Below are 20150 nucleotides of genomic sequence, written 5' to 3' on the forward strand. Positions count from 1 at the left end.
CTCCTTTGCGAAGTCAGGCTAGCGTCCCGCGCAGTCGGCGCATTTCGTAATTATACGGAGCGACCGCAGTATGGCGCCCGGCCTGAAGGGCGCGGTTTATTGACCGGTGTCAATGAAGCCGGTGCGCATAAGCGCTTCCCTCTCCATCATGAAGGAGAGCAAGACATGCGAAATCTTTTGATTCACGCCGACGCGAGCCCGGCCATGGCCGCGCGCACCGAGACGGCGCTCGCTATCGGACGGCGCCTCGGCGCTCATCTCAGTTTTCTGATCTGCTCGCCCTTCCAGCAGTTCATCGCCTCCGATCCCTTTGGCGGCATGTATCTGGCGCGCGAACAGCTCGCCAAGGCGCAGCTTGCCGATGCCGAGCTCGAGACCCGGCTCGCGGCGCAGCTCGCGCGCGAGGATGTGCCCTGGGACGTCGCCATCGCCGACGGCGATGCGCTCGCGGCGCTCTCGCTCGCCGCGACGCTAGCCGATCTTGCCATCGTATCGCTCGGCCCCCGCGACCGGCGCGGTCTCGCTCAGCCGACGCTGGCGGGCGACCTCGCAATGACTGTGCCCGCGCCCGTGCTCGCGTTGCCCGCCGAAAGCCAGCCGCTCGACCTTGATGCCCCGGTGATGATCCTGTGGAACGGCAGCCCGCAAGCCGCGCACGCCTTGCGCGCCGCTGGGCCGTTGATGGCGGGCGCGGGCAGCGTGACGATGGTGCAGGTCGGGCCGGATGAGGGACGGGTGCCGGCCGAGGACGCGCTCTGCTATCTGTCGCGGCACGGCATTCATGCTGAGCTTCGCCGCCTCGATTGCGGGGCGCTTACGCCCGAGGAGATACTCGAGCGAACCGCGAAGGAAATGGCACCGGGGCTCATCGTGATGGGCGCCTATGGGCGTCCGCGGCTGCGCGAGACCCTGTTCGGTGGGGTGACGCGCTATCTGCTCGAAGCCGCGCCGGCGCCGCTCCTCCTCGCCCATTGACCGCGATGCCTACCTGCCGGGCACCCGGCGCATGATCGATTGCCTGTCCTGCATCGTGCGCAACCGCGCCATTTGTGCGAGCCTGCGGCCGGACGAGCTCCTGTTGCTCGGCCGGATGGGCCGGCGCCAGCGCGTGAGCAGCGGGCATACGCTCCTGTGGGAGGGCGACGACGCGCCGGTCGTCGCCAATGTCCTTGAAGGCGTCCTGAAACTCGTCGCCGCCACCGCCGACGGGCGCGAGCAGATCGTCGGTATCGTCTTTCCCTCGGACTTCATCGGGCGGCCGTTCGGGAAGGAAAGCCCGTATAGCGTCAGCGCGATCAGCGCCGCCGAGCTTTGCATCTTCCATCGCGACCAGTTCGACGAGTTCGCCGCCGACCATCCCGATCTCCAACAAAAATTGCTGCGCCGCACGCTAGGCGAACTCGATCGCGCGCGCCGCTGGATGCTTCTGCTCGGGCGCAAGTCGGCGTCCGAGAAGGTTGCTTCCTTCCTGCTCGAAATGGCCGATCGCTTGTCGCCTCCTCCCGGTGCGGCGGATACGACGCGAGGCTTCGAGCTGCCCTTCGGCCGTCAGCAGATCGCCGACATCTTGGGTCTCACCATCGAGACCACGAGCCGCCAGTTCACCAAAATGCGCGCCGATGGCCTGATCGACCTTCCATCCCGCCGCAAGATCGTCATCAACGACCTTGCGGCTCTGAACGAAATGGCAGGCTGACCGGCCACCGGCGCCAGTTGAGAGGTCAGAAACGAAAAGCGACGCCGGCGCTGATCACCCAGGGATCCAGCTTGTGCCGCGTCTTCAGCACCTCGGTCGTCCCGGCATACCATGTCGCGGTCGGACGCAGGAAATAGCGTTTGGCATCGAAGGATAGCGCGAGTCCCTTGTCGTTCACCGGAATATCGACCCCGGCCTGGAGCGCGGCGCCGAGCTTGTCGCCCATCTTCTGGCGGGTCGCGCCGAGCGACCGGGTCGTGGCGCCGGGCTTTTCGTCGATGAAGATGAAGTAGCTCGGACCCGCCCCCACATAAGGCTGGATGCCGCCTTCCTTGCCGAAATGATATTTGAGCGTCAGCGTCGCGGGGACGATCTTGGCGTTCGACACCAACGTCGCGCCGCTCAGCGCGCCGCGGCCGTTCACGTCATGCTGGGTCACCCCGGCAATCGTCTCGAGCGAGATATGGTCGGCGACATAATATTCGATCGCGACCGTCGGCGTGACATTGTCGTCGGCCTTGGTTTGTGTCCCGGCCGGAAGCCCGATCCGGTCGAGCTTGACGTCGCTGATCTTGCCGTCGGGTGCGACATAGGTCGCGAAAATCTTGAACTGGACATCGCCAGCCTTGGCCGCGGCCTGCCCGGGAATCGCGGCGGCGGCCGCCAGCGCGATCAGCGAGAGATGCTGTTTTTTCATGGTCGTTGCTCCTTGCGTTGACCTGGGCTCCCTGCACCCGGCGTGGTCGCCGGGCATTGATGCCGCGCAATCTATTCGTTGATCCTGGTCAATGTTTTTGCCCCGCCGCACGGCCAAGAGCGGTCCCGAACCATGCGGCGCCAAAGCCGCGCGAAAACAGGGACAAGCGATATGGACACTCTGGTAGCAAAGGCGGGGGGCTGGCTCGGCCTGGCCCTGCTCGCGCTGGTGATGGCGGCGGTCGCGGTCGATGCGCCCTTCGCCGTCCATATGATCATCGTCGCGCTGGCCGCTTTGCTGATGCTCTGGGCGACCGTGTCGCGCGCCGATTATGAGGCGATCGCGCGCGGGATATTGAAGATGCCCGCCGATCAGGGCGTCTATGACGACGACCCGGTGCGTTGGGGTGTGATCGCGAACTTGTTCTGGGGCATCGCCGGGATGGCGGCGGGACTCTACATCGCATTGCAGCTCGCTTTCCCGGCGCTCAACCTCAATCTTGAATATACGACCTTCGGGCGGCTGCGGCCGCTGCACACCTCGGCGGTGATCTTCGCCTTCGGCGGCAACGCGCTGATCGCGACGAGCTTTTACGTCGTCCAGCGCACCTGCCGCGCGCGGCTCGCTTTCCCGACGCTCGCGCGCTTTGTCTTCTGGGGATACCAGCTCTTCATCGTGCTTGCCGCCACCGGCTATCTGATGGGCGTCACCGAGGCACGCGAATATGCCGAGCCCGAATGGTATGTCGACCTATGGCTGACGATCGTCTGGGTCGCCTATCTGGTCGTTTTCACCGGCACGATCGTCAAGCGCCGCGAGCCGCATATCTATGTCGCCAACTGGTTTTACCTGAGCTTCATCGTCACCATTGCGATGCTCCACATCGTCAACAATCTGTCGGTGCCGGCGAGCATCTTCGGATCCAAGAGCTATGCCGCCTTTGCCGGGGTGCAGGATGCGCTGACGCAATGGTGGTACGGGCATAATGCGGTCGGCTTCTTCCTGACCGCGGGCTTCCTCGCGATGATGTATTATTTCGTGCCGAAGCAGGCCGAGCGGCCGGTGTACAGCTATCGCCTGTCGATCATCCACTTCTGGTCGCTGATCTTCCTCTACATCTGGGCGGGGCCGCACCACCTCCATTACACCGCGCTGCCCGACTGGGCGCAGACGCTGGGCATGGTCTTTTCGGTGATCCTGTGGATGCCGAGCTGGGGCGGCATGATCAACGGTCTGATGACGCTGAACGGCGCGTGGGACAAGATCCGCACCGACCCGATCATCCGCATGATGGTGATGGCGCTCGCCTTCTACGGCATGAGCACCTTCGAAGGCCCGATGATGTCGATCAAATGGGTCAACTCGATGTCGCATTACACCGACTGGACGATCGGCCATGTGCACTCGGGCGCGCTCGGCTGGAACGGCATGATCACCTTCGCCTGCGTCTATTATCTCGTGCCGCGCCTGTGGGGCCGCGAGCGGCTCTACAGCCTGCGCATGGTCAACTGGCACTTCTGGCTCGCGACCGTCGGCATCGTTTTCTACGCCGCGTCGATGTGGGTCGCGGGCATCATGCAGGGCCTGATGTGGCGCGAATATGGAGCCGACGGCTACCTCGTCTACAGCTTCGTCGAAAGCGTCGCGGCGATGCACCCGATGTACCTGATCCGCGCCGCGGGCGGGGCGATGTATCTCGCCGGCTTCCTGATCATGGTCTTCAACGTCTGGGCGACGCTCAGCGGCAAGGTGCGCGCCGAAAAGCCGATGACCGAAACCCCGTACAACGCCGCAGCGGACCGCCCGCTCGCGCCCGTCCCTGCCGAATAAGGAGCCCGGATCATGGCCACCAGACCCGCCAAACAGGGCTTCAGCCACAAGAAGATCGAACGCAATGTGACGTTGCTCGGCGCGCTCGCGCTGCTCACCGTCACCATCGGCGGCATCGTCGAGATCGCGCCGCTTTTCTGGATCGACAACACGGTCGAGAAGGTCGAGGGCATGCGCCCCTATACCCCGCTCGAGCTCGCCGGACGCAACATCTACATGCGCGAGGGCTGCTACACCTGCCACAGCCAGATGATCCGTCCGTTCCGCGACGAGGTCGAACGCTATGGCCACTACAGCCTCGCCGCCGAGAGCATGTACGACCACCCGTTCCAATGGGGGTCGAAACGCACCGGGCCCGACCTGGCGCGCGTCGGCGGCCGCTATTCGGACGAATGGCACAAGGCGCATCTGATCGACCCGCGCAGCGTCGTGCCCGAATCGATCATGCCGCCCTATGCCTTCCTCGCCGAACGCGATCTCCAGACGGGCGACATGGCGAACGACCTGACCGCGCTCTATCGCGTCGGTGTGCCCTATACGAAGGCCGACATCGCCAAGGCGAACGATGACATCCGGGCGCAGGCCGACCCCGATGCCGGCGCGGGCGATCTGCAGAAGCGCTATCCGAAGGCGCAGGTCCGCGACTTTGACGGCGACCCCGCGCGCGTGACCGAGATGGATGCGCTGATTGCCTATCTTCAGATGCTCGGCACGCTGGTCGATGTCGACAAGGCGGCGCCACAGGAACGCGCCGGCGAAACGGAGGCGGCGCGATGAGCTACGACGCGCTTCGCCATTTCGCCGATAGCTGGGGGCTGCTCGCCTTGGCGCTGCTGTTCCTCACCCTTATCGCCTGGCCGTTCCGGCCGAGCGCGCGCGCCCGCAACGAAGAGGCCGCGAACATGATCTTCAAGGACGACGAGCATGGCTGATCTGAAACAGCGCATCGACGAGGCGACCGGCACGAGCACGGTCGGCCATGAGTGGGACGGGATCGAGGAACTCGATACGCCGATGCCGCGCTGGTGGCTCTGGACCTTTTACGCCACGATCGTCTGGGGGCTGGCTTATGTCGTCCTCTATCCGGCGTGGCCGATGGTCGACAGCGCGACCAAGGGCGTCCTCGGCTGGTCGAGCCGCGGCGACCTTGCAAAGGAAATGGCGGCCGATGCGAAGCGCCGCGCGCCGACGGTCAATGCCATCGCGGCAACCGCGATTACCGATCTGCCCGCGGAGCCCGAACTGATGCAGGCGGCGGTGCAGGGCGGCGGCGCGGCATTCCGCGTCCATTGCGTCCAGTGCCATGGTGCGGGCGGCGCGGGGGTGAAGAATCTCTACCCCAGCCTGACCGACGACGACTGGCTGTGGGGCGGGGATCTGGCCACCATCGAATATACGGTCACGCATGGCATCCGGAACCCGGACCACAAGGCGACACGCACCAGCCTGATGCCCGCCTTCGGCCGCGACGGCATTCTCGAAGCGGCGCAGATCGGCGACGTCGTCAGCTTCGTCCGCACGATCAGCCGGCAGGAAAAGGCCAGCGCATCGTCGGTGCGCGGCGCGGCGCTGTTCGCGGACAATTGCGCGGTGTGTCACGGCGCGGGCGGTGAAGGCGGGCGGCAGGTCGGAGCCCCGAAACTGACCGATGCGATCTGGCTGTATGGCGGCGATCGCGACAGCCTGACCGCGACGATCACGCAGCCGCGCAACGGCGTGATGCCGCGTTGGGGCGGCCGGCTCGATCCGGTCACGATCAAGATGCTGGCGGCCTATGTCTATTCGCTGGGCGGCGGCGAGAAGGGGCTCGCGCCCGTCGCCGAAGGGGCGGGAGCCGATGGCCAGCCCTGAAGATCTCTCCGGCCAGCCGGCGCCGCTCTATGAAGCGCGGAAGGGCGTTTACCCGAAGGCGGTGAACGGTCCCTTCCGCCGCTTCAAATGGGCGATCATGGCGGTCACGCTCGTGATCTATTACGGGACGCCGTGGATCCGCTGGGATCGCGGTCCTTACGCGCCCGATCAGGCGGTGCTCGTCGACCTTGCGAACCGGCGTTTCTACATGTTCCAGATCGAGATCTGGCCACATGAATTCTATTATGTCGCGGGCCTGCTCATCATGGCGGGGATCGGGCTGTTCCTTGTCACCAGCGCAGTCGGGCGCGCCTGGTGCGGTTATGCCTGTCCGCAGACGGTGTGGACCGACCTGTTCCAGCATGTCGACCGGCTGATCGACGGCGACCGCAACGCGCAGGTCCGGCTGGCGAACGGCCCGTGGACGGCCGAAAAGCTGGCGAAGCGGGTGATCAAATATGGCATCTATCTGGCCATCGCCTTCTGGACCGGCGGCGCGTGGATCATGTATTTCGCCGATGCGCCGACGCTGACGGCGGATTTCTGGACGGGACAGGCGGCGCTTGTCGCCTATGGCACCGTCGCCGTGCTGACCGCGACGACCTTCATCCTCGGCGGATTTATGCGCGAACAGGTGTGCGTCTATATGTGCCCCTGGCCGCGCATCCAGACCGCGATGATGGATGAAAAATCGCTGCTGGTGACATACAAGGACTGGCGCGGCGAACCGCGCGGCAGCGTCAAGAAGGCGCAGGCTCACCCCGGCGGCTTCGGCGACTGCATCGACTGCAACCAGTGCGTCGCCGTGTGCCCGACGGGAATCGACATTCGCGAAGGGCCGCAGATCGGTTGCATCACCTGCGCACTCTGTATCGACGCGTGCGACAGGGCGATGGCGCAGGTCGGTCGCCCGCGCGGGCTGATCGACTATTGCACGCTCGACGATGCGGCGACCGAAAAGGCAGGCGGCACCGGGCAGCCGATCCGCAAGACGCTGCTGCGTCCGCGCACCTTGATCTATTTCGGCGTCTGGACCGCAATCGGTGCGGCGATGCTCTTTTCGCTCGGCGAGCGGACGCGGCTCGACCTTGCCGTCCAGCACGAGCGCAGCCCGCTCTTCGTCCAGCTTTCCGACGGCCACATCCGCAACAATTACACGCTGAAGCTGCGCAATATGGAAACGCGCCCGCGCCGGGTCGCGGTGAGTGTCAGCGGGCTTCCCGGTGCGGTGCTGTGGACCGACTCCGGTTCGCGTGAAAAGGCCGGGCAGCGTATCGAACTGGCGCTGCCCGCCGACAGCGTCACGAGCGTCAAACTTTTCGTCGCGGCGCCCGCCATCGGTCCGGCGCGGCAGGATTTCACGATCGGTACGCGCGGGCTCGACGGCGATCCGCGCGGCGACAGCGACATCATCCAGTTCGACCGGCCGGAGGCGGGACAATGACCGACGCGCGCAAGCCCAAAAAGTTCACCGGCTGGCACATGGCCGCGGTTCTCGTGGTCTTTTTCGCGGTGGTGATGACGGTCAATTTCACCATGGCGCGCTTCGCCATGTCGACCTTTGGCGGCAAGGTGGTCGAGAACAGCTATGTCGCGAGCCAGCATTATAACGAATGGCTGAAACGCGCCGATGCGCAGGACCGGCTGGGGTGGAATGAGAGCATCACGCTCGATGCGGAGCGGCATGTCCTTCTGACGATCCGCAAGGACGGAGCCCTGCTCGATGGCGTTCAGGCCGCCGCGACCATCAATCACCCCCTTGGGCGCACCGCGCCCGCTGCGCTGCGTTTCGAGCCGGCGGCGGGCGGCGTGCTGCGCTCGGTCGAGCCGCTGGTGTTGGGGCGCTGGCGGCTCGACCTTATCGTCCGGCACGGCGCCGACGAAGCCCGCTATCGCGAGGATCTGCAATGACCGTCACCGCCCTTGTCGAACGCGACTTCGCGGTGCCCGATATCCGCTGCGCGGGCTGCATCGCCAAGCTGGAGCAAGGACTGGTGCGCGACAGGCGCATCGCCGCCGCGCGCGTCAATTTCACCGAAAAGCGCGTGCATCTGTCCTATACCGCCGACACCGACATGCCCGACCTGATCGGCGCCTTTTCGAGCCTGGGTTTCGAAGCCCACCCGATCGGAAGCGGCCCCGACGAAGCCGATGCCGAAGCCGAAACGAGCCGTGAGTTGCTGCGCGCGGTCGCGGTGTCGGGCTTCGCGATGATGAACATCATGCTGCTCTCGGTGTCGGTCTGGTCGGGCGCGGCGGGGGCTACGCGCGACCTGTTCCACTGGCTGTCGGCGGCAATCGCCCTGCCGACGATAGCTTACGCCGGACGCCCCTTCTTCCGTTCGGCCTGGCGCGCGCTGCGTCATCGCCGCACCAATATGGACGTGCCGATCAGCATCGGGGTCCTGCTCGTCAGCGTCATGAGCCTCTACGAGACGGCGACGCACGGCGCCCACGCCTACTTCGATGGCGCAGTAATGCTGCTCTTTTTCCTGCTCTGCGGCCGCTGGCTCGACAGCGTGATGCGCGACCGCGCGCGGGGCGGCGTCACCGCGCTGCTCCGCAACATGGGCACCGGTGCGATGGTCTTTGGCCACGAACGCTCGACGCGCTGGGTGGACGCGACGGCGCTTGAGCCGGATATGGTCATGCTCGTCGCTGCCGGTGAGCGGCTCGCGGCGGACGGCGTCATCGCGAGCGGATCGAGCAGCATCGATCTGTCGCTGCTGACCGGCGAAAGCGCGCCGCAGACGGTTCGCCCGGGCGACGTCGTTCATGCGGGCACCCTCAACCTCGATGCACCGCTGAAGGTTCGCGTCACCGCTGCGGGCAGCGATACTGCGATCGCCGATATCGCCAGGCTGATGGGCGAGGCCGCGCAGGGTAAGTCGCGCTATGTCCGGATCGCCGATCGCGCGGCCCGCCTCTATGCACCGGCCGTCCATTGCCTTGCGCTGCTTGCCTTCGCAGGCTGGATGATCGCGGGCGCCGGCTGGCATCACAGCCTGCTCATCGCTGCAGCGGTGCTTATCATCACTTGCCCGTGCGCACTCGGCCTTGCTGTGCCCGCCGCGCAAATCGTCGCCGCGGGGGCCCTGATGCGCAAGGGGGTGCTGATCAAGGATGGCTCGGCGCTGGAGCGCCTGTCCGAAGTCGACCTCGCGCTTGTCGACAAGACCGGGACGCTCACGCTTGGCCGCCCCGAGGCGCTCGAACTCGGGCTGCTCGATATCGGCGTCAAATCGTTGGTCCTCGCGCTGGCTCAGTCGAGCCGTCATCCGCTCAGCGAAGCGCTGACCCGCGGGCTGCAAGCCTATGACGTTCGTCCCGCCGAGGTCGCTTCGATCCGAGAAACCGCGGGGTTCGGGGTGGAAGCTCGCTGGGCCGACCGCACCGTGACGCTCAGTCGGCCGCTCGGCACCGGGCTGGGCGATGCGCTCGCGACCCAGTTCGCCGTCGACGGGCGTCCGGTGGCGACGATCCGCTTCGCCGACCAGCTGCGTCCCGACGCGCGCGACGCGGTCGATGCGCTGCGCGAAGCCGGGATCGCGGCCATGATCCTGTCGGGCGATCGTGCCGAAGCCGTCGCCCCTGTGGCGCGCGAGCTCGGCCTCACCGCGCAGACCGGTATGAGCCCTCAAGACAAGCTCGCCGCGATCGCACGGCAGACGGCGCTCGGGCACAAGGTGTTGATGCTGGGCGACGGCCTCAATGACGGTCCGGCGCTTGCCGCAGGTTATGCCTCGATGGCGCCGGGCTCCGCGAGCGACGGCGGCAAAAATGCCGCCGACTGCATATTTATGGGCGACCGATTGATGCCCGTGGTCGAGACGGTGCGCATGGCGCGGCGAACCCAGGCGATCGTTCGGCAGAATTTTATGCTCGCGATCGTCTACAACGTCGTCGCCGTGCCGCTTGCGTTCGCCGGACTCGTCACCCCGTTGATCGCCGCGGTCGCCATGTCGGGATCGTCGCTTCTCGTCGTCGGCAATGCCCTGCGCCTCAAAGGCGCGATCCGGTGAACGGCCTCATATTGCTCATTCCGATCGCGCTCGGACTCGGCCTGCTCGGGCTCGCCGCATTCTTCTGGTCATTGCGCCAGGGGCAGTTCGAGGATCTCGACGGCGCGGCGCTGCGGATCTTCGTCGAGGATGAAGAGGATCGAACCGCATGATCGCGCGCCGGATGGGGGCCGTCGTGGCGGCGGCGGGCCTCGCCGCCGCACCGCTCGCGACCGACGCGCGCGTCATACGCGTCAGGGCGTGCGGCGGCGCCGCGCAGCATCTTGTCCTGCCTGCCGATCCCGCCCAGCCGCGCGATGCCGGCAGTTGCGTCAAGGCGTGTCACGCCATGACCGACCGCCGGGACCGGCTGTCGGGCAAGCGAGGATGCTGTTGACGCGGCGGGTTTTGATCCCGGTCAATGTCGCCGCTGCGGGCGCCGCGTAAAACCGCCGCATGTGGTCTTATCATCCCGATCTTCTCGCCCGGCCCGTGCCGCGATACACCAGCTATCCAACGGCAATGGAATTTGCCGACGACGTCGGCGCCGACGCCTATGCACAGGCACTCGACGCAGTCGAAGCCGCGACGCCGATTTCGCTTTATGTCCATATCCCCTTTTGCGAGCAGATCTGCTGGTATTGCGGCTGCAACACCGGCGCGGCGGGACGCAAGCATCGGCTCGCCGACTATCTCGCGGCGCTCCAGTCGGAGATCACACTTGTCGCCAAGCGGCTCGGGGGCCGCGGACGCGTCCAGCGCATTGCATTCGGCGGCGGTAGCCCTAACGCGATCGCCCCGGTCGAGCTGGTGCGCCTGCTCGACCTGTTGCTTACCCTTTTCGATGCGCACCGGCCCGAGATATCGATCGAGCTCGATCCGCGCGGTTTCTCCGCGGAATGGGCGCTTGTGCTGGCTGCCGCTCGCGTGACCCGCGTGAGCCTCGGCGTGCAGACTTTTGCGCCGCATATCCAGCAGGCAATCGGACGCATCCAGCCGCTCTCCCACATCGAACGCGTCGTGGCCGGGCTTCGGCTGCGCGATATCGACGCCATCAATTTCGATCTGATGTACGGCCTGCCGGGTCAGACTCTCGCCGATCTCGATGAGACGCTCGAGGAAACGATCCGTCTCGCGCCGAGCCGGATATCGCTTTTTGGCTATGCGCATCTCCCGAACATGATTCCGCGCCAGCGCCAGATCGAGGCCAGCAATCTGCCCGACCATGAATTGCGCTTCGAGCAGGCTCGGCGCGGTTATGAGCGCCTCACCGATGCGGGCTATGTTCCCGTCGGATTCGATCATTTCGCGCTGCCTTCCGATCCGCTTGCCGACGCCGCGCGCGACGGGCGGGTGAGCCGCAATTTTCAGGGCTTTACCGAGGACGACAGCCCGGTTCTGATCGGCATCGGTGCCAGTGCGATCAGCCGGTTTCCCGATCTCATCGTCCAGAATGAAAAACGCGCGGGCGTTTATCGTGACCTCATTGCGGCCGATCAGTTGACCGCTGTTCGCGGCGTTGTGATCGACGCCGATGACCGCGAGCGCGGACGGCTCATCAAGGAGTTGCTGTGCCACGGGACCGCTTGCCTCGACGCGCGCTGGCTAAAGTCTGCGCGGGCCGCGCTTGCGCCCTTCGAGCGCCTGAATATCCTTCGCTGGGAGGGTGAAAGGCTCGTCGTCGAGGACCATGGCCTGCCCTACGCCCGACTGGTCGCCGCGCAATTCGACCGTCATCGCGGCGCGATCACTCGTGAGGACCTCGAGCCTATGTTTCCCAATTGCGCAGATAGGACAGCAAGCAGGACATGATATAAATCCTCCGCTAACTGCAGAAATCTGCAGCTCACCTGTACGTGTTATCCCTAATGGGAAGCGTGTCCGCCCTGACAGATAGAAGCCTCATATCCCGGCTATTTCAACCTTTAGGGGCAGGCTCATGCGCTACGACCAGATTTTCAGCGACGCGATCGCGCGCCTGCACGACGAGGGACGATATCGGGTGTTCGTCGATATCCTGCGGGACCGCGGCGCCTACCCCGGCGCGCGCTGCTTTGATGCCGATGGGGAAGCGAGGCCGATCACCGTCTGGTGTTCGAACGACTATCTCGGCATGGGGCACCACCCGGCGGTCCTCGATGCAATCGAAGCCGCAATCGCTGATGTCGGTGCGGGCTCGGGCTGCACACGGAATATCAGCGGCAACACCCATTATCATATCGAACTCGAGCGCGAGCTTGCCGATCTCCATGGCAAGGAGAGTGCGCTCCTCTTTACGTCGGGCTATGTGTCGAACGACGCCACGCTCGCGACGCTGGGCAAGCTCCTGCCCAGCTGCGTGATATTTTCGGACGAGCTAAATCACGCGAGCATGATTGCTGGCATTCGCAATGCGGGATGCGAGCGGAAAATCTTTCGCCACAATGATCTGGCTCATCTCGAGGCACTGCTTGCCGAAACCGACCCCGCGCGGGCAAAGCTCATCGCCTTCGCGATTGTCTATTCGATGGACGGCGACGTCGCGCCGATCGCCGCGATCTGCGATTTGGCCGATCGCTATCAGGCCCTCACCTATCTCGATGAAGTCCACGCTGTCGGTATGTACGGCTCGCGCGGAGGCGGTATATCGGAGTGCGATGAACTGGCGCACCGCGTCGGCGTGATCGAGGGCACGCTCGCCGAGGCCTTCGGCATCATGGGCGGTTATATCGCCGCGAGCCGCGCAGTCATTGACTGCATTCGCAGCTATGCACCAGGCTTCATCTTCACGACCTCGCTGTCGCCAATTCTCGCCGCCGGCGCGCTCGCCAGTGTTCGCCACCTCTGAAAGTGTCAACATCTGAACGCGAAGGACAGCAGGCCGCTGCTCAGCGGCTTATGCTCCCGAAAGCCTCCCGACCGCAAACGGCCAATAGCTAGCGATCGATAGTCTGCAGAGGTCGGTCTATTGTAACGTGGGTTTGGGAGAGTGGCCGTTGATATGATTGGTCTTCTCGGGAATGTGGCGCGCGGGATCAGGATGAGGCGGCACTTCTTCTGAAGGTTGCACGGGGATTTTTCTGGCTCGATCCTTCTTCTCGCCGGCAGCTATCATCTCTCGCATATAAAACTCCCATGCGCTTCATTGGCGGCGATCAGGCTGCAACCGATCCTTCCGCAACACTGTAGCTAAGGAAATTGGGTGCAAGGCCGCGACCTTCGCGGAAACGGTTGATGCGCTTCGCATAGTGGCGCGCGAGGTCGAAATTGGTGGTGGCGAGTCCAGTCTGGCGTGCGCGGCCGGCTTCCATCAGCGCAATCTGATGGTGGTAGAAAAGCTGGTTCATATCCATGGCTTTGTCCTTAATCGGTCCGGGAATGGATGGCCCTGCTCAGGCGAGGCATTGGGTTCGCAGAGCCTCGGCAATCCGGTCCTTTTCGGCGCGTGCTGCCTCGGACTTCTGTTGCCTGCTCGCCATGGCATGCCAGGCGGCGGCCGAACGAAGGTTGCGGTCCCGCACCTCCATCAGATCGGACGCGGCGGCATCGGCTTCGCAGCGTTCGGCCTGCTCACGATAATGTTCACTCGTCGATGTTGCGGCCATGCTGCTATCCTTTCGATCAATCGATCATGTGAGCGATGAGGCGTTTGAGTTCCCGCCGCGAGAGGGTCGGGGAGGGCAGCGCTCGTTGGCGCGGCTGCATCGGCTTTCCTGCTAGCGGAAGGGCGGAAAGGCTCGGGGAAATACTGCTATTCTGAAACATATTGGTCTTCTTGGGTTAGATGTCAGCGCCGCTTGCTCGCGGCGCCCGGACTGCCCGGACCGCGATCGCGATAAACGATGCGGCCCTTGGTCAGATCATAGGGTGTCATTTCGACGCGCACGGCGTCGCCGACAACGGATCGGATGCGGAAACGCCGCATCCGGCCGGCTGTGTAGGCAATGAGCCGATGGCCGTTTTCGAGTTCGACGCGGAATCGCCCGTCGGGCAGAATCTCGTCGATCATGCCCTCGAAGGTGAGAACCTCTTCCTTGGCCATCTAAAGCGTCAGGCCGCTTCGAGATTGACGGCCGAAACCTTGCCATCGCGACCGGTCTCGAGCTCGTAACTTACGCGCTGATCTTTATTGAGAGTCGCCATGCCGGCGCGCTCGACCGCGGAGATGTGAACGAAGCTGTCGCCCGAACCATCCGCGTTCGCGATAAAGCCATAGCCTTTATCGGAATTGAAGAATTTGACGTTGCCGATCGGCATGATTGTTTCCTTTCACGAAAACAGGGTATCCGCCGGCAAAAGCACCGACAGAGCTGGAAGCGTGAGAAGGGAAGAAATAGACCCGGTAAAGGGCATCAAAATTCCGTCGCAGGCGACGTTAGCCAGATGCGTATGGATCGAGATTATATAAAAGTCAAGAAATTCCTTGATTTCATGCGTCGCCGACGAGTTTTGTTCTAGAAGGCGCTCGCAAATTTATTCACCGGTTTGCTGAAATTTTCCGAAGGAAATATGCCGCGTTATCGAAGATTATTCCCGCCTTTTTTTGCATAGGCTTGTTCAGGTCCGGCGGGCGATAGAGGAGATGGCGCATCACTTCGTCGTCTATCACAGGGACGTGGAGCCCGAGGTCTATTTCCGCCGCGCGCGGCCGAAACCGTGCGGGCGTCAGATGAAGATCTCGGTTTCCTGAAAGGAAGAGGTCTCATGGGTCGCATGGCGCAGATAATGTTGCGGGCCGGGTGATGATTGTACCACTGCGCCAAAAAAATGCCTTGGAGCGAATTGGACGTCGACCGCAGGCTGGTTCAAATAGGACCCGTTCGGCATGTAATCGGCCGCTTTATCGCGGGTTGTTCAGCCGGCGTTCGGCTGCGCGCCGCTACGTCCGGTCCATGATTGAAGGAGACGGGTCATGAAAAAATATATCGCCGCTGCGGTCCTCGCTGCGCTCGCCGTTCCCGCCGGCCCGGCGCTGGCGGATCCGCCGCCCTGGGCGCCGGCACACGGCAAGCGCGCCAAGGATCGTGGTCTTTATGACGGATATGGGCGCTATTACGAGCCTCGCCGCATTTCGCACAACGACCGTATTTGGCGGAGCAAGGATGGCCGCTACCACTGCCGCCGCGAGAATGGCACGACCGGATTGATCATTGGCGCCGCCGTCGGTGCGCTCGTCGGGCGCGAACTCGATGGCGGGCGTGACCGCACGGTCGGCACGATCATCGGCGCGGCCGGCGGCGGGCTGCTCGGCCGGGCTATCGATCGCGGTGAACTGAAATGCCGCTGATGTGAAAGGACGGCGCGAGAGGGACCAGTCTGCTCGCGCCGTCCCCTGGACACCGCACGCAGTGGGGGTGCGGGCGGTGACGAAAAATCTATTCGACAGTCTGCTCGCGCAGGCGGCGTGCCTTCGTCACGCCCAGCCCGGCTATGCCCGCCCGGTCGATGGTGCGGCGCCACGATTCCAGCTCTTCCCCGCTGAGGCGGTATCTTGCGCAGGCGTCGGCCAGCCCGATTAGCCCGCCATCGATCGCGGCAAGCAACTCCCCCTTGCGGCGCGCGACCCAATAGCCTGCCGTCGATGAAGGCAGATCGTCGATTGTCAGCGGCCCGACCGGCCCGGCGACCGCTGTCGGCCTCGTCATAAATTCGAGCACTGCGAACGCTCCATTCGCTCGGCTGCTGCCGTATGAGTGCCCCCCGCGGCAAAAATGCGGTTTCGAGGTTAACAAAAGGTTGCGGATGGGCATGGGATGCGCCCAACCGTTCGTCGCTCATGGGAGGCGACGAGCCAAATTGTGTGTCGAATGGAGCGCTGTGATCCTCTCAACGATCGCCGCTATTGCCAGCCTGGGCGGAATGCTGCAGCCTCAATTCTATAACGGGGGGAAACAGATGCGAACTGCGAATATGATGGTGGCGTTGGCGCTGATGGCAGTACCGGCGCAGGCTCAGACGGTGCCTGACTTGCCGGCAAATCCGGTCAAGGCGATCGATGGCGAATGGTACGGTGTTGACCACAAGATCAAGCTGTCCGTGGCGAATGGCGTTGTGACTATCGTGGAGAATGACACCGCTGATCCCTACCTCAAGAAGATCGCGGCACCTTCTGGAACCGTCATCGCTCGCATCACGGGCGTGGAATCGACCGGACCCAAGTCGGCACGGTTTGTCGGCCAATGCCTCGAATTAATCGACACCTCGCGGTCGGACACCATAGCTTGTCCTACGCATGCTTTCGTGCAGTCGGCAGCCTACGGCGGCAAGCCTGGATTGACGATCAATTTCTGGACCGCCGCTTTCCTTCGCAAGGACAATATTCCCGAATATCAATGGCAATATCGCAAGTGAGCGATGAAGGAAACGAAGGCTAGTCGCTGCGCCGCAAAACGATATCGCTCACCTCAAATCCGGCCTGATTTTTTGCACGGGAGTTCTCGCCGCAAAACAGGCGAACCAGCTTATTCTAATGGAAGGTTTCCGATTTTTTTGTTCCGCCGGCGGGGATGCGAGAAGCGGGCGCGGGTGAGGGAACTAGGGCAGTAAAATGATGGGGGATCGGTGATGAGAATGGATGCGCCGCAGCCGGGCGGGACAAAGGCTCACCTTGTGAGGCATCAGACGAAGCGAGGCGCGACCCATTGCCGGCATGTCATCGCCGTGTTCCTCCTCGCGGTCATCGGCCCTTCCGTGGCAGTCGGTGCTTCCGTGCCTCCAGCCGTTGACGGCAGCCAGGCCGACAGGGATGCTGCTGCCGCTCGGATCGCAGCGCAAGCCATCGACGCGGGTCACCCCGCCGAAGCAGCGGGCATCCTCGAAACGCTGGTCGCACCGCGTCACCATATGCTTTCGATCCTCCCCGCGTGGCATCGCGATCTGGCACGCGCTTACGTCGCGCTCGGCTTGCCCGATGGTGCCGAGGGGCAGTATCGGCTCGCATTGGCAGGGGCTTCCGATGACGAAGCTAGGGCGCTCGGCGAAGAGCTTGAAGCGCTTTTTGCGAAAAAAGGGGTTGCCGTTGCCGTGCCGGATACGCTGGGGCCCAACGGCGCGAAATATTTCGATCTTCACTGGGTCGATCGCGACCACGGTTCGATCGATTTTGCCACAGCCTTTGCATTGCCACAGGATGATGCCGACGGCGTGGCGTTCACGACGGCCGTCTACCGCGCCGATTGCGTCGCTTTAAAAACGCAGCTGCTCGGGGGCGCGGCCTTCTCGCTCTCGGGCCAGAAATTAAGGTCCTTCGGCGAGGGCGAGGGCGAGGCGGCGAGGCCGGCCAATGATCTTGCCGACCATAGTCTTAGAATGATCTGCAGGCGCGATCCGGAACTCAAGGTGAAGCAGCTGGCCTCGGTCGACGGCGGCACGCTGACCGCGCGCTACCGTGCGCAGCGCGTGAAGCGGACGGTGCCGCCGGCGCACTCAACGCAGGCGCGCGGCGCGTACGACGCTGCGTGCCGCGCGCATGTCGAAATGTTCGTCGGGCAACTTGCCGCCGAGGGCCAGGTGTCCGGGCCGAGCTGGCAGGTTCGTGACTGGTGGGACGTCCGTACGGAGGAACTCGCTGGCGACCGTCTCGTCGGAGCAAAGGCGGCAGTCGCGGCACTGGCAAACGCTGATCCGGGCACCGCACGCGCGTTCCAGCAGGCCTGCGTGCAGGAAGCCCTGGCGAGGGGAGCTGTGCCCGGGCTCTAGCCGGCTGTGGTGTGGGGGCTTGCAGCCTTCGCTATTCCGCCGATCCGTGGGCGATCCTAAGCGTCATGGGATCAAAACAGAGGACGGAGCGGTGCTGCTCCGTAAGCGCACCAGCGAGCGATCACTTCCGATCAACGAAACGTGGGGACGCTTCGTTGAACCCGCAATAGCCGCCCGTGGGTTATCCGCAATTTGATCTCGACGTCCGGGAGCACCATCCGGAGACCGCATTGCTATTTCCCGGTTGCTCTGCGGTAGAGGTAGCTGTCGGGCGTCTGCGTCGGGTAGCCGGCTGCCTTCCAACCTCCGAGACCTTCGCGCAGCCAATATATCTTCTTTGCCCCGGCTTGCGAGAGGCGCAGCACGGCATTGTAGGAGAGGAAGCATTTGACGCTATGGCAGTAGACAAGGATTGGCCGATCGTCGGCGATCTTGGCCATTTCCCTGCTGACCGTCTGATATTGGTCCTCGAAGGTGCCGCTGTATCCGACGAACGGAAATTTGATCGCGCCCGGCAGCCCCACGTCATCGGTGATTGAGCCGATGATGAATATATCGTCGCCGTAAGCGGTCATCAGGCACGCGGCCTGCCGTGCCGACACACGGGTGCCGCCGGGCACCGTCCCTGGCGTAAGCGCCGATAGGGCCTTGCTCAGCCCTCCCGCATAATCGGCGACCTCGCCGGGCGCGTCTCCCGCTTCTTCCTTGAGACACGCGCGTTCCTGCGCGTCGAGGGACGGCACCGGGCGATCGAGTTCGAAAGCATGACGCGCGCCGAGTTCGCGAAACCGGTGGTACATATCCAGAAGCTGCTTGCCGAGCGCGACGCGCTGGTGCGGCGCTGCATATTCCTCGGGCTGGCGCATCCATGTGTCGGACTTGTCCCACACCTCGTCGAGCAACGTGCGGCCGTTCCCCTTGTCACGAAAGTTGATGTCGGCGCCTTCTTCCACCATCAACGTGACGAGTTCGGGAGCCCAGCTGTCGGCGGCGCGCCAAAATACAGTGCCCTGCCAGGCGAGGCTGGAGCCGTCGCAGTAGGGCAGGGGACGCGAGCCTTTGACCGGTTCCGCGTGTTTGAAGATCGCGGCGACCTTTCGTTTGCGGACGTCGGGCGCCTCCGAACTGCTCGTTCCGGCCGCCGTGTAGAGGGTGTCGAGCAATATATCGTCTTTGCTCTTGCCGCCTTCCGTGGCGAGCCCCCGTTGCGCCGCCTGACAAAGGCGCATCTTTGCGAGGCGACCGGCTGCGCTGTCCGATGCGGGCTGTGCCTCTGCCGTTGCCGCGGTCGCGGCGCCGACCAGCGCGGCGCTTGCGGCGAGTATCTTGAGTAGCCGCGTCATAGACCGCACTCACCGTCGCGGCATTCGCGCGGAAACACCGCGCATTTTTTAGCCCGGTCGCGTGCGATCATCGCCATGAGCCTGTCCTGCATATCCTTGATGTCGCGCGCGAGCTCGGGATAGAAGGCTGTGAGCTTTACTCTCGGCGCCTTGGCGTCGCTTGCCGGAGCGAGCGGCGAAATTGCAGCTTCGAAACCGCCCGTGCCGTCCCACGCGGCGAGCGCCTTCTCAAGATCGGGAAGGTCGATGTGCGTTGGAATGCCGCGCGTGACGACGGGCTTTGCCGTCCGGAATTCATAGCCGCCAAGCTTGACCGTCGCGACGCGGAAGGGTGGGCCGAGCGGGTAGTCCTTCGCTTCGAGCTGGGGCAGGACGAGCGTCGCAGTCCACACGATCGGGTCGTCATATTTCTTGAGCCCGTGGACCTGCAGGAATGCCTCGCGCGGAAACTCGGGGCGGTAGGTCGTGGGATTGGTACCGAGCGTCAGATTGTCGAAACGCGTGCCTGCCGCCGGCACGGGAATGCGCGCGAAGACCGCATAGCCGTCGTCGCCGCTGTAGCCGTCGGCGAAACCACCGGCACTGCGCGTCCGCGTGCGCCACATGCACGACGGCAGCTCCATATCTTCGTTGAACTCGCTTCCGACTCCCTTGGCGAAATCGCGAGCAACCTGCTCGTCGCCTGGCGCAAAGCTCGGCCTTTTGAACTCGCTGTTATTAACGAAGCCGGACTCGACGCTCTGTGCGCCGGCGCCGGCCGATCCCGCGATGAAGGCCCCAGCAACAACTGCTCCCTTCAATGCCGCGCGCATCCCGATCGACATATCTACCCCCCATGCCCTGAGCCATCGCAATGCAGGATGTTCATTGTTCGATCAAGAGGTTGGCAAAATGGGTCGCGCCGCATTCTTACGGCTTCTGAAGTTCGCCGAGCGGATTTTGTTTTGGAGCGTTGAAATTGTGCGGAAGAGGGGCGGGCCTAGCAATCAAATGTCCGGCCGCGACTTCAATGTAGCCGATGCGAAAGCGGCCGGTCCGCGTAGAGCTACGAACCC

23 protein-coding genes and 1 pseudogene are annotated in these 20150 nt (G+C 63.9%); 16 read left to right on the forward strand and 8 right to left on the reverse strand.

Features of this window, described 5'->3' with window-relative positions; all coding sequences use genetic code 11:
• The first annotated feature begins 165 nt into the window (after nt 1-165).
• Together GGC65_RS20705 and GGC65_RS20710 are read left to right on the forward strand one after the other, a co-directional pair.
• Nucleotides 166-975, forward strand: coding sequence for a universal stress protein (locus tag GGC65_RS20705; RefSeq protein WP_192648881.1), 810 nt, complete (start codon nt 166-168; stop codon nt 973-975).
• Nucleotides 976-1006: 31 nt separating this feature from the next.
• Nucleotides 1007-1696 (forward strand): Crp/Fnr family transcriptional regulator, encoded by a 690-nt coding sequence (locus tag GGC65_RS20710; RefSeq protein ID WP_192648882.1) that lies wholly within the window; start codon nt 1007-1009, stop codon nt 1694-1696.
• A 25-nt stretch (nt 1697-1721) separates the two neighbouring features.
• Here GGC65_RS20710 and GGC65_RS20715 read toward each other — a convergent pair whose 3' ends face one another.
• Complete coding sequence (locus GGC65_RS20715; protein ID WP_192648883.1) at nt 1722-2393, reverse strand: OmpW/AlkL family protein; 672 nt, start codon at nt 2391-2393, stop codon at nt 1722-1724.
• Nucleotides 2394-2564: 171 nt separating this feature from the next.
• On the opposite strand from GGC65_RS20715, the gene ccoN reads away from it, so the two are divergent.
• The 11 genes and pseudogenes from ccoN to hemA all read left to right on the forward strand — a co-directional run.
• The gene (gene ccoN / locus GGC65_RS20720; RefSeq protein WP_192648884.1) at nt 2565-4223 is read left to right on the forward strand and encodes a cytochrome-c oxidase, cbb3-type subunit I; all 1659 of its coding nucleotides are present in this window, start codon (nt 2565-2567) and stop codon (nt 4221-4223) included.
• Between the two features lie 12 nt (nt 4224-4235).
• Complete coding sequence (ccoO, locus tag GGC65_RS20725) at nt 4236-5000, forward strand: cytochrome-c oxidase, cbb3-type subunit II (RefSeq protein WP_058538806.1); 765 nt, start codon at nt 4236-4238, stop codon at nt 4998-5000.
• The gene (locus GGC65_RS20730) at nt 4997-5155 is read left to right on the forward strand and encodes a cbb3-type cytochrome c oxidase subunit 3 (RefSeq protein ID WP_192648885.1); all 159 of its coding nucleotides are present in this window, start codon (nt 4997-4999) and stop codon (nt 5153-5155) included. The genes ccoO and GGC65_RS20730 overlap by 4 nt, the downstream gene beginning before the upstream one ends.
• Nucleotides 5148-6074 (forward strand): cytochrome-c oxidase, cbb3-type subunit III, encoded by a 927-nt coding sequence (gene ccoP, locus GGC65_RS20735; protein ID WP_192648886.1) that lies wholly within the window; start codon nt 5148-5150, stop codon nt 6072-6074. Before GGC65_RS20730 ends, ccoP begins: the two co-directional genes overlap by 8 nt.
• Nucleotides 6061-7518: a cytochrome c oxidase accessory protein CcoG gene (gene ccoG, locus GGC65_RS20740; RefSeq protein WP_192648887.1), complete on the forward strand. Its 1458-nt coding sequence runs from the start codon at nt 6061-6063 to the stop codon at nt 7516-7518. The genes ccoP and ccoG overlap by 14 nt, the downstream gene beginning before the upstream one ends.
• Entirely contained in the window at nt 7515-7985 is a 471-nt protein-coding gene (locus GGC65_RS20745; protein WP_192648888.1) for a FixH family protein, read from the forward strand. The genes ccoG and GGC65_RS20745 overlap by 4 nt, the downstream gene beginning before the upstream one ends.
• Nucleotides 7982-10096, forward strand: a complete 2115-nt coding sequence (locus tag GGC65_RS20750) for a heavy metal translocating P-type ATPase (RefSeq protein WP_192648889.1) — start codon at nt 7982-7984, stop codon at nt 10094-10096. The genes GGC65_RS20745 and GGC65_RS20750 overlap by 4 nt, the downstream gene beginning before the upstream one ends.
• Nucleotides 10093-10248: a cbb3-type cytochrome oxidase assembly protein CcoS gene (gene ccoS / locus GGC65_RS20755; RefSeq protein WP_054731540.1), complete on the forward strand. Its 156-nt coding sequence runs from the start codon at nt 10093-10095 to the stop codon at nt 10246-10248. Before GGC65_RS20750 ends, ccoS begins: the two co-directional genes overlap by 4 nt.
• Complete coding sequence (locus GGC65_RS20760) at nt 10245-10472, forward strand: hypothetical protein (RefSeq protein ID WP_192648890.1); 228 nt, start codon at nt 10245-10247, stop codon at nt 10470-10472. Before ccoS ends, GGC65_RS20760 begins: the two co-directional genes overlap by 4 nt.
• Nucleotides 10473-10531: 59 nt before the next feature.
• Nucleotides 10532-11887: an oxygen-independent coproporphyrinogen III oxidase gene (hemN, locus tag GGC65_RS20765; RefSeq protein ID WP_192648891.1), complete on the forward strand. Its 1356-nt coding sequence runs from the start codon at nt 10532-10534 to the stop codon at nt 11885-11887.
• Between the two features lie 127 nt (nt 11888-12014).
• Nucleotides 12015-12952 (forward strand): annotated as a pseudogene (gene hemA, locus GGC65_RS20770) (5-aminolevulinate synthase); the annotation flags it as partial.
• A 257-nt stretch (nt 12953-13209) separates the two neighbouring features.
• Here hemA and GGC65_RS20775 read toward each other — a convergent pair.
• The 4 genes from GGC65_RS20775 to GGC65_RS20790 form a co-directional block, all read right to left on the reverse strand.
• Entirely contained in the window at nt 13210-13407 is a 198-nt protein-coding gene (locus GGC65_RS20775; protein ID WP_192648892.1) for a hypothetical protein, read from the reverse strand.
• Nucleotides 13408-13446: 39 nt separating this feature from the next.
• Complete coding sequence (locus tag GGC65_RS20780; protein WP_192648893.1) at nt 13447-13659, reverse strand: hypothetical protein; 213 nt, start codon at nt 13657-13659, stop codon at nt 13447-13449.
• Between the two features lie 182 nt (nt 13660-13841).
• Complete coding sequence (gene infA, locus GGC65_RS20785) at nt 13842-14096, reverse strand: translation initiation factor IF-1 (protein ID WP_192648894.1); 255 nt, start codon at nt 14094-14096, stop codon at nt 13842-13844.
• An 8-nt stretch (nt 14097-14104) separates the two neighbouring features.
• The gene (locus GGC65_RS20790; RefSeq protein WP_079640318.1) at nt 14105-14311 is read right to left on the reverse strand and encodes a cold-shock protein; all 207 of its coding nucleotides are present in this window, start codon (nt 14309-14311) and stop codon (nt 14105-14107) included.
• A gap of 655 nt (nt 14312-14966) precedes the next feature.
• On the opposite strand from GGC65_RS20790, the gene GGC65_RS20795 reads away from it, so the two are divergent.
• Complete coding sequence (locus GGC65_RS20795; protein WP_058538768.1) at nt 14967-15341, forward strand: glycine zipper 2TM domain-containing protein; 375 nt, start codon at nt 14967-14969, stop codon at nt 15339-15341.
• 88 nt (nt 15342-15429) lie between these two features.
• On the opposite strand, the gene GGC65_RS20800 is transcribed toward GGC65_RS20795, so the two are convergent.
• Nucleotides 15430-15711, reverse strand: a complete 282-nt coding sequence (locus tag GGC65_RS20800; RefSeq protein WP_413052743.1) for a DUF1153 domain-containing protein — start codon at nt 15709-15711, stop codon at nt 15430-15432.
• Nucleotides 15712-15871: 160 nt separating this feature from the next.
• Between GGC65_RS20800 and GGC65_RS20805 the strand changes: the two genes are divergently transcribed.
• Complete coding sequence (locus GGC65_RS20805) at nt 15872-16405, forward strand: hypothetical protein (protein ID WP_192648895.1); 534 nt, start codon at nt 15872-15874, stop codon at nt 16403-16405.
• A 258-nt stretch (nt 16406-16663) separates the two neighbouring features.
• The gene (locus GGC65_RS20810) at nt 16664-17752 is read left to right on the forward strand and encodes a hypothetical protein (protein WP_192648896.1); all 1089 of its coding nucleotides are present in this window, start codon (nt 16664-16666) and stop codon (nt 17750-17752) included.
• A gap of 233 nt (nt 17753-17985) precedes the next feature.
• Here the strand turns inward: GGC65_RS20810 and GGC65_RS20815 are convergent, their stop codons facing one another.
• Nucleotides 17986-19095 (reverse strand): rhodanese-like domain-containing protein, encoded by a 1110-nt coding sequence (locus GGC65_RS20815; RefSeq protein ID WP_192648897.1) that lies wholly within the window; start codon nt 19093-19095, stop codon nt 17986-17988.
• Nucleotides 19092-19919 carry a hypothetical protein gene (locus GGC65_RS20820; protein ID WP_192648898.1) on the reverse strand — a complete coding sequence of 276 codons (828 nt, stop codon included), beginning with the start codon at nt 19917-19919 and terminating at the stop codon, nt 19092-19094. Before GGC65_RS20820 ends, GGC65_RS20815 begins: the two co-directional genes overlap by 4 nt.
• Nucleotides 19920-20150: the final 231 nt, after the last annotated feature.

Source organism: Sphingopyxis sp. OAS728, assembly GCF_014873485.1.
Taxonomy (GTDB): domain Bacteria; phylum Pseudomonadota; class Alphaproteobacteria; order Sphingomonadales; family Sphingomonadaceae; genus Sphingopyxis.

What these genes read in the sequence shown, in the direction of transcription:
- ccoN (WP_192648884.1), top strand. Translation starts at nt 2,565, where the DNA reads ATGGACACTCTGGTAGCAAAGGCGGGGGGCTGGCTCGGCCTGGCCCTG.
- GGC65_RS20790 (WP_079640318.1), bottom strand. Translation starts at nt 14,311, where the DNA reads ATGCCGATCGGCAACGTCAAATTCTTCAATTCCGATAAAGGCTATGGC.
- GGC65_RS20750 (WP_192648889.1), top strand. Translation starts at nt 7,982, where the DNA reads ATGACCGTCACCGCCCTTGTCGAACGCGACTTCGCGGTGCCCGATATC.
- GGC65_RS20710 (WP_192648882.1), top strand. Translation starts at nt 1,007, where the DNA reads ATGATCGATTGCCTGTCCTGCATCGTGCGCAACCGCGCCATTTGTGCG.
- GGC65_RS20795 (WP_058538768.1), top strand. Translation starts at nt 14,967, where the DNA reads ATGAAAAAATATATCGCCGCTGCGGTCCTCGCTGCGCTCGCCGTTCCC.
- GGC65_RS20815 (WP_192648897.1), bottom strand. Translation starts at nt 19,095, where the DNA reads ATGACGCGGCTACTCAAGATACTCGCCGCAAGCGCCGCGCTGGTCGGC.
- GGC65_RS20820 (WP_192648898.1), bottom strand. Translation starts at nt 19,919, where the DNA reads ATGTCGATCGGGATGCGCGCGGCATTGAAGGGAGCAGTTGTTGCTGGG.
- GGC65_RS20705 (WP_192648881.1), top strand. Translation starts at nt 166, where the DNA reads ATGCGAAATCTTTTGATTCACGCCGACGCGAGCCCGGCCATGGCCGCG.
- ccoO (WP_058538806.1), top strand. Translation starts at nt 4,236, where the DNA reads ATGGCCACCAGACCCGCCAAACAGGGCTTCAGCCACAAGAAGATCGAA.
- ccoP (WP_192648886.1), top strand. Translation starts at nt 5,148, where the DNA reads ATGGCTGATCTGAAACAGCGCATCGACGAGGCGACCGGCACGAGCACG.
- ccoG (WP_192648887.1), top strand. Translation starts at nt 6,061, where the DNA reads ATGGCCAGCCCTGAAGATCTCTCCGGCCAGCCGGCGCCGCTCTATGAA.
- GGC65_RS20780 (WP_192648893.1), bottom strand. Translation starts at nt 13,659, where the DNA reads ATGGCCGCAACATCGACGAGTGAACATTATCGTGAGCAGGCCGAACGC.
- GGC65_RS20715 (WP_192648883.1), bottom strand. Translation starts at nt 2,393, where the DNA reads ATGAAAAAACAGCATCTCTCGCTGATCGCGCTGGCGGCCGCCGCCGCG.
- hemN (WP_192648891.1), top strand. Translation starts at nt 10,532, where the DNA reads ATGTGGTCTTATCATCCCGATCTTCTCGCCCGGCCCGTGCCGCGATAC.
- GGC65_RS20730 (WP_192648885.1), top strand. Translation starts at nt 4,997, where the DNA reads ATGAGCTACGACGCGCTTCGCCATTTCGCCGATAGCTGGGGGCTGCTC.
- GGC65_RS20775 (WP_192648892.1), bottom strand. Translation starts at nt 13,407, where the DNA reads ATGGATATGAACCAGCTTTTCTACCACCATCAGATTGCGCTGATGGAA.
- infA (WP_192648894.1), bottom strand. Translation starts at nt 14,096, where the DNA reads ATGGCCAAGGAAGAGGTTCTCACCTTCGAGGGCATGATCGACGAGATT.
- GGC65_RS20760 (WP_192648890.1), top strand. Translation starts at nt 10,245, where the DNA reads ATGATCGCGCGCCGGATGGGGGCCGTCGTGGCGGCGGCGGGCCTCGCC.
- GGC65_RS20745 (WP_192648888.1), top strand. Translation starts at nt 7,515, where the DNA reads ATGACCGACGCGCGCAAGCCCAAAAAGTTCACCGGCTGGCACATGGCC.